Source organism: Vibrio sp. 10N.222.48.A3 (genome assembly GCF_041475345.1).
GTDB classification, from domain to species: domain Bacteria; phylum Pseudomonadota; class Gammaproteobacteria; order Enterobacterales; family Vibrionaceae; genus Vibrio; species Vibrio tasmaniensis_A.
In genome coordinates this window covers 1-7,615 of sequence record NZ_JBFRVX010000078.1, presented here as the reverse complement: position 1 = coordinate 7,615, position 7,615 = coordinate 1, and the positions used below count along the sequence as shown (strand labels likewise).

10 protein-coding genes are annotated in these 7,615 nt (G+C 41.3%); 2 read left to right on the top strand and 8 right to left on the bottom strand.

Annotated features, from left to right (window positions below):
* Positions 1 to 248: 248 nt before the first annotated feature.
* Positions 249 to 1,556: a YfaP family protein gene (locus AB4653_RS02975; protein ID WP_229648405.1), complete on the bottom strand. Its 1,308-nt coding sequence runs from the start codon at positions 1,554 to 1,556 to the stop codon at positions 249 to 251.
* 3 nt (positions 1,557 to 1,559) lie between these two features.
* Positions 1,560 to 2,102 (bottom strand): hypothetical protein, encoded by a 543-nt coding sequence (locus AB4653_RS02970; RefSeq protein WP_102258348.1) that lies wholly within the window; start codon positions 2,100 to 2,102, stop codon positions 1,560 to 1,562.
* Positions 2,103 to 2,573: 471 nt separating this feature from the next.
* On the opposite strand from AB4653_RS02970, the gene AB4653_RS02965 reads away from it, so the two are divergent.
* Both AB4653_RS02965 and AB4653_RS02960 read left to right on the top strand, forming a co-directional pair.
* On the top strand, positions 2,574 to 2,810 hold the full coding sequence (locus AB4653_RS02965; protein ID WP_017100443.1) for a TA system antitoxin ParD family protein: 237 nt from the start codon (positions 2,574 to 2,576) through the stop codon (positions 2,808 to 2,810).
* The gene (locus AB4653_RS02960; RefSeq protein WP_017100444.1) at positions 2,782 to 3,084 is read left to right on the top strand and encodes a type II toxin-antitoxin system RelE/ParE family toxin; all 303 of its coding nucleotides are present in this window, start codon (positions 2,782 to 2,784) and stop codon (positions 3,082 to 3,084) included. The genes AB4653_RS02965 and AB4653_RS02960 overlap by 29 nt, the downstream gene beginning before the upstream one ends.
* 354 nt (positions 3,085 to 3,438) lie before the next feature.
* Here AB4653_RS02960 and AB4653_RS02955 read toward each other — a convergent pair whose 3' ends face one another.
* The 6 genes from AB4653_RS02955 to AB4653_RS02930 form a co-directional block, all read right to left on the bottom strand.
* Positions 3,439 to 3,855, bottom strand: a complete 417-nt coding sequence (locus AB4653_RS02955) for a GFA family protein (protein ID WP_017102639.1) — start codon at positions 3,853 to 3,855, stop codon at positions 3,439 to 3,441.
* 130 nt (positions 3,856 to 3,985) lie between these two features.
* Positions 3,986 to 4,624: a LysE family translocator gene (locus tag AB4653_RS02950; protein ID WP_017102638.1), complete on the bottom strand. Its 639-nt coding sequence runs from the start codon at positions 4,622 to 4,624 to the stop codon at positions 3,986 to 3,988.
* Positions 4,621 to 5,946, bottom strand: coding sequence for a hypothetical protein (locus AB4653_RS02945; RefSeq protein ID WP_017102637.1), 1,326 nt, complete (start codon positions 5,944 to 5,946; stop codon positions 4,621 to 4,623). Before AB4653_RS02945 ends, AB4653_RS02950 begins: the two co-directional genes overlap by 4 nt.
* A 16-nt stretch (positions 5,947 to 5,962) precedes the next feature.
* Positions 5,963 to 6,199 (bottom strand): phytanoyl-CoA dioxygenase family protein, encoded by a 237-nt coding sequence (locus AB4653_RS02940; protein WP_240798339.1) that lies wholly within the window; start codon positions 6,197 to 6,199, stop codon positions 5,963 to 5,965.
* Positions 6,141 to 6,764 carry a phytanoyl-CoA dioxygenase family protein gene (locus tag AB4653_RS02935; protein ID WP_346762943.1) on the bottom strand — a complete coding sequence of 208 codons (624 nt, stop codon included), beginning with the start codon at positions 6,762 to 6,764 and terminating at the stop codon, positions 6,141 to 6,143. The genes AB4653_RS02940 and AB4653_RS02935 overlap by 59 nt, the downstream gene beginning before the upstream one ends.
* Before the next feature lie 427 nt (positions 6,765 to 7,191).
* Positions 7,192 to 7,615 (bottom strand): tyrosine-type recombinase/integrase (locus AB4653_RS02930; RefSeq protein WP_372090916.1); only part of this gene is annotated, 424 nt, incomplete at its 5' end.

Below are 7,615 nucleotides of genomic sequence, written 5' to 3'. Positions count from 1 at the left end.
CAAAATATATCATTGGAACTCGCCTTGAGTCGCGACGACGAGTAAAACTTCAGGTCTATGAAGCCTCTGGACATTTCCGAGTTACGTTCAGATTGGCGACTAAGTCGTTCGGACAAAATTTACTACTCCGAATCATACAATGTATCGGAAATTGGTAGACCAAACGCAATGCCCTACTAAAACATCAAATGATGTTTTAGTAGGGCTATCAGATTATATTACTATAGGTAAACGGCCCTTTAAGGTTACTAGAAAGCCCCTATTTCAATGCCACCACTGTCGTTTTCAGAAACCACAACATTCATCATGTGTAATGGGTTGGCATTCTCTGATGAACCTTGAGCTTCCCCAAGTGTAACTGACTTAGTTAGAACATCCGAAATACTACCTGTCGATATTTGAACAGTTGCAATTCGACCTTCTGCACGAGCGTAGTTATTCACACCGATACTATATACCCCGAGTTCGAGGCTGTCTCTGTCACAAGTGGCGAAGTAATGCTCTGGCCCATAGCCGCTGGTGTTATCAACATCTAACTCACCAACGTTACCTACCCTATTTTGGTAGTACACCTGCATCCCATTGGGTTCAAACGTATGCAAATCAACATCACCTAGACCATTCCAACTGAGTGTTGCTGTGAACGACCCTGTAGAAGCGATTGCTTCAGGAGTTTGTAATGACGCCAGCTCCGATTGGAGATCGTTTCTTATCATTCCAGCTGGTTGTAAAGAAGTATTTAAATAGGTTTGTATGAGAGTGTGACCAGATGGATCAACCTCTAAATGGCTGACTGGTATCGAGACATTTGTATCGGGCACTGTCCCTACAGCTCTTAAACCATTTATCACCAAATCGAGATCGGCTAGTGTATAAGGTCCATTCAGTTGTGGTGAAGCTGGTGCAATGTGGACTACCCCAAGATTAGATTCATCTAGGTTATCCAATTCCAATGCTGCGTTGTAGGCATTATTAGCAAAAAGATTACCTTGGGAGTGGGCGATAAACAGCATTTTTGCGCCCTGTGTGCCTAACGTCTGAATCCTCGTGTTATGACGAGCGTAATCGCTTGCTGTTGGCGGTGAAGAAAACAAATGACTAACAAGTGCAACTGTTTGGGATGATGCCCAGTCGTAAAGCTCAGTAAGTAGCCCCAACACCAAGTCACTAGGGGCGCTGACAATATTGTAGACTTTATCTAAGAAACCATCAGCTCCACCACCAGTAATTGCTGACCAAAAGATATCAAATCTACCGCCGAGATCGGGGTCTATTTCTTCCGCTCGCTGAATAAATACTTCTGCTATATCTTGAAACGCTGATGCACTAACCGATGAACCAGTTACGTTATAAAAAGTCTCGTATGCTACAGGCTCTGAATTGTACTCATTTCCAATTTGCTTTTGGAATTCAAATGTCGCTAATTTCGCTTCATTTTTTGTATTCCACACTCCATTAAAAAAGCCAACGACATACCCTGGTACTTCACAAACTGTTGCAGAACTTACATTGAAAGAGATTGACGCAGCTAAAGCGGTTATAATAATTTTTTTCATACATCATTCCACGCAATCGATATTAGATGGTAGGCGCGTCACAGTGCCATCAAGAGCTTCATTGAACGCTGAATATGCCGCTGCGCGCTCACGAGTGTTTGCTGTGTAATGTTCTATCGCTTTTAGAATTTGATGTGCATCGGCAGGGTTATCAAAAGCTAAACTCAAGCAACCGATAGCTACAGTAGACTCTTCATCAACTTGGAGGACTGCATCGATATCAGAATGATCAACAAGGACAGCTTCTTGGGTAGTTCTGGCAATACTCTTAACTTGTGTCTTTTGACTTGCTGATAAGTTAGCCGCTTCAATATATGCCAATATATCGTCTCGAATGGCTTCGTTATTGGTGACTGAACCTGTAAGCGAATCACTAGTGTCTAAGTCTGGGTACGTTCCTGACGAAACTAACTGACTTAAAGCATCTGTAGGTGAATTGATTGGTGTTGCTGCATTTACATCATCGGCACTATCAGAGTCACCACCACATGCCGTTAGCAACATGATGGCACATATTGGTAAAGCTTCCCTTATTTTCAACTTCATTGTCTACTCCTTGATCATAAATGTTAAGTTACTAAAATATAAGAGATTAACGCCAAGTGCAACGAGTCCCATACCACCCTTGAGCCGACCAAGTTGCCGCTATAGAGACTGGCGTTACATTAATATACCTAGGTCCGTTACACTTATATCAATACAGTAGATGTGGTTTGCATAAGGAAAAGTAAGCCAAATCACAGGTTTCTGAAATGAGTAATCAATCGGTCGTAACTTCTAATGGGGCATTTTCGAGTTTCATGGCACACCTTTGGACAGAAGCTTTTTCTAATTTAGTAAATGATGCATTATCTCCGGTATGGAGGAGCCATCAGAAGAGCACGACCTTAGAGGTTAAGTTCATTGTCACTTATGAGAAGTGAAAAAGCCCACTAGCAGGGCTTTTGTTGCAAGTTGCCACATATGATGCAATGCGCTACAATTGACATCAACAAACAAATGACCAAGGTAATACATATGGCTACTACAAGCGTTAGACTTGATGAGAGCCTAGTAGATAGAGCTGCAACCATTGGAACAGCTTTAAATCGAACGACCCCCAAGCAAATTGAGCATTGGGCGAAAATAGGCAAGATCATGGAGGATAACCCTGACTTAACCTACGAGTTCGTACTGCAGGCAATCATCGCTAAAGCCGAATTAGAGCACGGGAATACGACCTCTTATGAATTTAGCGAAAGTAACAAAGATTGAGCAAACTACGACATTTGCCAAGACAGTAAAAAAGCTACACAAAAACCAAAAACAAGATCTAGATAAAGCAGTGAAAGAGGTTATAGAAAACCCTTTTATTGGCGTGATGAAGAAAGGCGATTTGTCTTTTCTTAGGGTGCACAAGTTTAAGATGAACAAGCAGCTCACCTTGCTTGGGTACAACTACGATGAATACGGGACGTTAGTCCTGACCTTAATGGCGTTGGGCAGTCATGAAAACTTTTATCGCGATGCATCCAGAACATTTAGATAACCAAAGCCTCGCCAAGCGCGAGGCTTTTTTATACCCCTCAAACACCTACAAACTGATTGAAAAAGAACTTAAGGTAGCTAACGCTGAAAGAAAGGTGGAATCTACCCCCGTGAAACATCACGGGGATTAACAGTATGAGAAGAGTGGATAAGTTTTAATATGGTAAAAACCCATGAACAGGGTGTGAATGAGTAAAAGGTCTAGCCAATAATGGGGCACTTTCGAGTTAGAAAGTGCCACAGATAAAGATTCAACCTATGAAAGTTCTGGCCAAAAGTAAGTTAATGCAATGAAACTCCCTAAACCTCAATAGATTAGAACAAGTATTTTAATATCTTAAACACTTGCTCACCGCTACCCCGGCTGCTCAGGGAAAACCTTTACATTAGTTGGTATTTGGTACCAATCTAGTTTTTCACTAACCCAAACATGTGCTTGAGGTTCGAAAATATCAGCTGCCGACATATCAGTTGGTTTTAACTTTAATTTAACCGTTTGCGGTGCATCTGGATTGAAATGGTAAATTCTGTTTCCACAATTTGGACAGAACATCGCGCAATTACGATTGCCACTATCAGCTAAACGTTCCCAAGTTTTCAGTTGACCAGAAAACTCTATTTTCTCGGCATCGACAACTGCTGTAATGCTAAATGGGCTGGTAGACAGTTTTTGGCACTCTGTACAGTGACAAGCAAAGACCATTAGTGGTTTTTCATACAAGTCATAGGTCACTTGCCCGCACTGACATGCTCCTATAAGTGGATATTCCATTTATCACTCCTCCTCACAACATGAGTGGCAGCTAACTCCGAATTAAGTAACGAGTAACACTACCGTCTAACCTAAGTCATTACATCGTAAATCAACTTGAATTAAAAATCCGAGAAGTGTGTCCCTTCCCCTAATTGTACGAGGAGTTTACCAAGGCCATAACACCTAACAGTATAAAAATACTACCAGACCACCTTGAGAAAAAATCAACCCAGTTACTTCTTGCTTGAAACTTTTTCTGTAGATGACTCGCCATCAAAACACTTAACAGATCAGCACTACTAAACAATAAATTCGTAACAACTCCCAAAATAAGCAGTTGGAGCCAAACAGCAACACTTCCTGCTTCATTCACAAACTGTGGGAGAAAAGCAAGATAGAAAATTGCGGCTTTAGGGTTCAGAATATCTACAATGACACTATCAATAAACGTTCTTTTAGGAGAGGTAAGATTGCTTTCACAAGAAGTAATACGTAATTTTTTTGATAGATAGATACGTTGGAAACCCAACCAAACAAGATAGAGAGCTCCTAGCTTTTGAATGGCAGAATAGAGAGAAGGATTAGCTAAAAGCACAGAAGACAAACCTAATACAGCTAAAATTACATGAAAATAACCTCCTATATGAAGGCCAAAAGCTGCCATAATTCCTACTTTCTTCCCTCCTGACACAGCTTGAGCAATACTGTAAAGCATTGCAGGACCGGGCATAAACGCATATAGCAACGTAACAAATAAGTAAGTAAACAGTTCTGTAATTGAAATCATTGTCCACCCTCCAAGCTATATTTAAAGCCAGAAAATGTTGAGGCTAACTCACTTACTACATTACGCGCCTCCTTCAAATTGTAATTACCTTGTAGAACGCCTGCGATTACCTCAGCTAAAACAACTATTTGACTTTGTGTAACCCCTAATCGAGTAATTTCTGTTGCACCAAAACGTATCCCAGATAACAACTCTCTATCTTCAGGAAGTGGGACTGCATTAGCAAAAACCCCAACATCAGCTAGACGGTAGCATGCTAAACGCGCACCTTCTTCTCGAGTCCATTTCACAACAACTTGATGAGTTTCAGTAAAGCCTTCATCAGAACAGAGCACCTCCAACCCGTGCGCCTGTAAATTACTAGCAAGTTGCCTAGCATTAAGTATCCCTTGAGCCATATATTCAAGGCCATATTCCTTTAATTCTAAGCATGAGACCGTCAGGGCAGCAATTCGATTAAGTTGATGTGAACCAGTTAGCTTTGGGAATATAGTCGTGCTAATCGGAGAAGAAAACTTTTCCGAATTCCAACAAATTACTCCTCCCTGAGGACCACTAAACGTCTTTCCTGTCGATGCAGTGTAGATATCAGCTCCCAAAGACAGAGGGTTTGGATAAACTCCACCAGCAATCAACCCTGCTTGATGTGAGCCATCAAAAAGTAACATCCCTCCCCAACGAGAAATAATGTCTTTTATCTCTTTTACAGGAAAGGGAAAAAGGTTGAGACCTGCCCCTAAACTCACTAATTTCGGGTGTCTAAACTTAGCCATGTATTCAAAGGCGTTTAAGTCAATTTCGAGGGTATTCGGATCCACAGGAAGATCTGAAATGGAATAGTTCAAGATCCCCGGGGGGCCTAAACTATGGTTACTTGAGTTACCACCATAAAATGTATTGAGGGTGGACATATCTGATACGTTGAAATGGTTTTTGAGAACTGCATAGACAACCGTATTAGCATGAAGCCCTCCTAAAAGCCTAGGGTCTGCATGATTGCATTCAAATAATTCCTTAAGTAATACTATGCAAAGTGCTTCTATTTCATCAGCTTGATCAAGCCCCGTAAAAAAGCGGTTATTTCGCCCAATAGAACCGCCTGAGGCTCTAGACCCCAAGTCACAACTTAGTAGTCCCCGAGCTTGTAAACTCATAGGGCCTTCTGCTGCCACAAGGTTTATTCCTGTCTTCACTCTCACAGTCTCGTGTCGCTCTATTAAAGCTCTTAATTTTTGATAGAGCTCTTTAGAAGTCGAACACCCAAGTAAGGCAGAAGCATCATTCAGAATATTCATGTCATGCATTTGTTTGCTGATAATCACTTTCTAACCTCCCTTCTCACGTATAACTGTTACGTGTGTTAGACAGATCCTTACCACAGAGCAGTAAGCTCGAATGTCTTGTGATATCTATGTTTGAGCCATCAATAAAGTCGCCCAAGTGTCGAAATGGATAAATTTCCGTATCCGTTGCCGTTACTCTAAAATTAATGCCAAACCGGTCATTATAAGATGTATTAGGAAGAGAACCATGCATGGTTCTTTCCGTGAAAATAACAAATTCCCCTTTTTTCATAGGGATCGTCACTATATCTTCTTGGCTCTCGTCTACACCCAATGTTTTTTTTTGCAGGTAATTTTGCAAGTTCAGCTCGAACATAGGCTTTAACATCCTCGAATGATTTCCCACTAATTTGATAATTTTCAAAAAGCCCACTGGTATCAACGTCCAATACTAGTGTGTAATTGTTCGCCCTTTCGACAACATCTTCGATTGTTTTACAGTCAATAAATGGATCATGCCAAAACTCAGATTCTGTCATTGGAACCATGGTTTTAGGATATTGTTTTTTATGTGAACCACGAATGAAACGCAACGGAGCGCAATCAAGCTCAACATCAGTAAGGGCGACCCAAACAGTTAAATTCCACCAACGATCCCGCCTTTCATGTTTAGGCCTTAAACTAGGCTTATTATTGCCAATTTCTTCACCATCGAAATCTCCCCACTCTTGGTGCCAACCTGTACCGTTTTCTCCAGATTTCTTGTGAAAAATTTTTGAGCGCCAAAGAGCTAAATCGTCTCCAATCAGAGACTGTAGCTTTGGGATCAAAGCTGAATCTGTGAGCAACTCTTTAATTTTCGTCGATACTAAATGCCAATCCCTGACAGAATAACGACCATACAGGGGATGCGGCTCTGGGCTTTGAGCTATCTCCCTAACTTCCGTTAAAACATCTTGAATTAATTCGACATTTGCGAACCTCGGTAATGGTCCTAAATAACCATCCTCGGCGAAAAGACCTTATTTGCTCTCTCGTCAATCCTTTACTCTTGTCCATTGATTAGCTGCCTACCCTATGATGTTAAACAAAGAGCGTCGAACCTATCAGTCTTTATCGAATGGCCTAAAATTAATAATTAATAATTAATATTTAGAGAAAAGCGTTAGTTCTCGCGTACACTTATTCACAGAACTCCAAGTGTGACTCCCCAAAACACAAACTTTACCAAAAAACCTAATCTTAAAATTTGATGTACTTATGTTATTCCGACAGATATTTTAATCACCATTCCCAAAAATCCACTTCATATCTAAACCGTTCAACCTCCTTCTCGGTCAGTTCCGGTATTACTTTGATAGGTCTTCCTCTGCGTTTAGGGGGAGATTTCGTCGGCTTAGATTTGGAGGCTCTCACTTTTCGAGTTTTAGGGTTATTCACAAGCTGGCCTGATAATATTCCACTAATAACTTCCCCTATCGCCTCAGCAGATTGCGATACTTGCACATCATCCACGTGAGCATAACGAAGCGTGGATGAAATACGCGTGTGACCCGACAGTTTCGACACCATCGGAATAGGGAACCCCTCTAACACCGCATAACTGGCAAAGGTATGACGCAAATCGTGAATGCGAACATCCTCGATATGGGCTAAGGCTCGCACCTGTTGCCAGACCATACTAACCTTGGTCGACCGACTCACAAAA

What these genes read in the sequence shown, in the direction of transcription:
- AB4653_RS02975 (WP_229648405.1), bottom strand. Translation starts at nt 1,556, where the DNA reads ATGAAAAAAATTATTATAACCGCTTTAGCTGCGTCAATCTCTTTCAAT.
- AB4653_RS02970 (WP_102258348.1), bottom strand. Translation starts at nt 2,102, where the DNA reads ATGAAGTTGAAAATAAGGGAAGCTTTACCAATATGTGCCATCATGTTG.
- AB4653_RS02965 (WP_017100443.1), top strand. Translation starts at nt 2,574, where the DNA reads ATGGCTACTACAAGCGTTAGACTTGATGAGAGCCTAGTAGATAGAGCT.
- AB4653_RS02960 (WP_017100444.1), top strand. Translation starts at nt 2,782, where the DNA reads ATGAATTTAGCGAAAGTAACAAAGATTGAGCAAACTACGACATTTGCC.
- AB4653_RS02955 (WP_017102639.1), bottom strand. Translation starts at nt 3,855, where the DNA reads ATGGAATATCCACTTATAGGAGCATGTCAGTGCGGGCAAGTGACCTAT.
- AB4653_RS02950 (WP_017102638.1), bottom strand. Translation starts at nt 4,624, where the DNA reads ATGATTTCAATTACAGAACTGTTTACTTACTTATTTGTTACGTTGCTA.
- AB4653_RS02940 (WP_240798339.1), bottom strand. Translation starts at nt 6,199, where the DNA reads ATGAAAAAAGGGGAATTTGTTATTTTCACGGAAAGAACCATGCATGGT.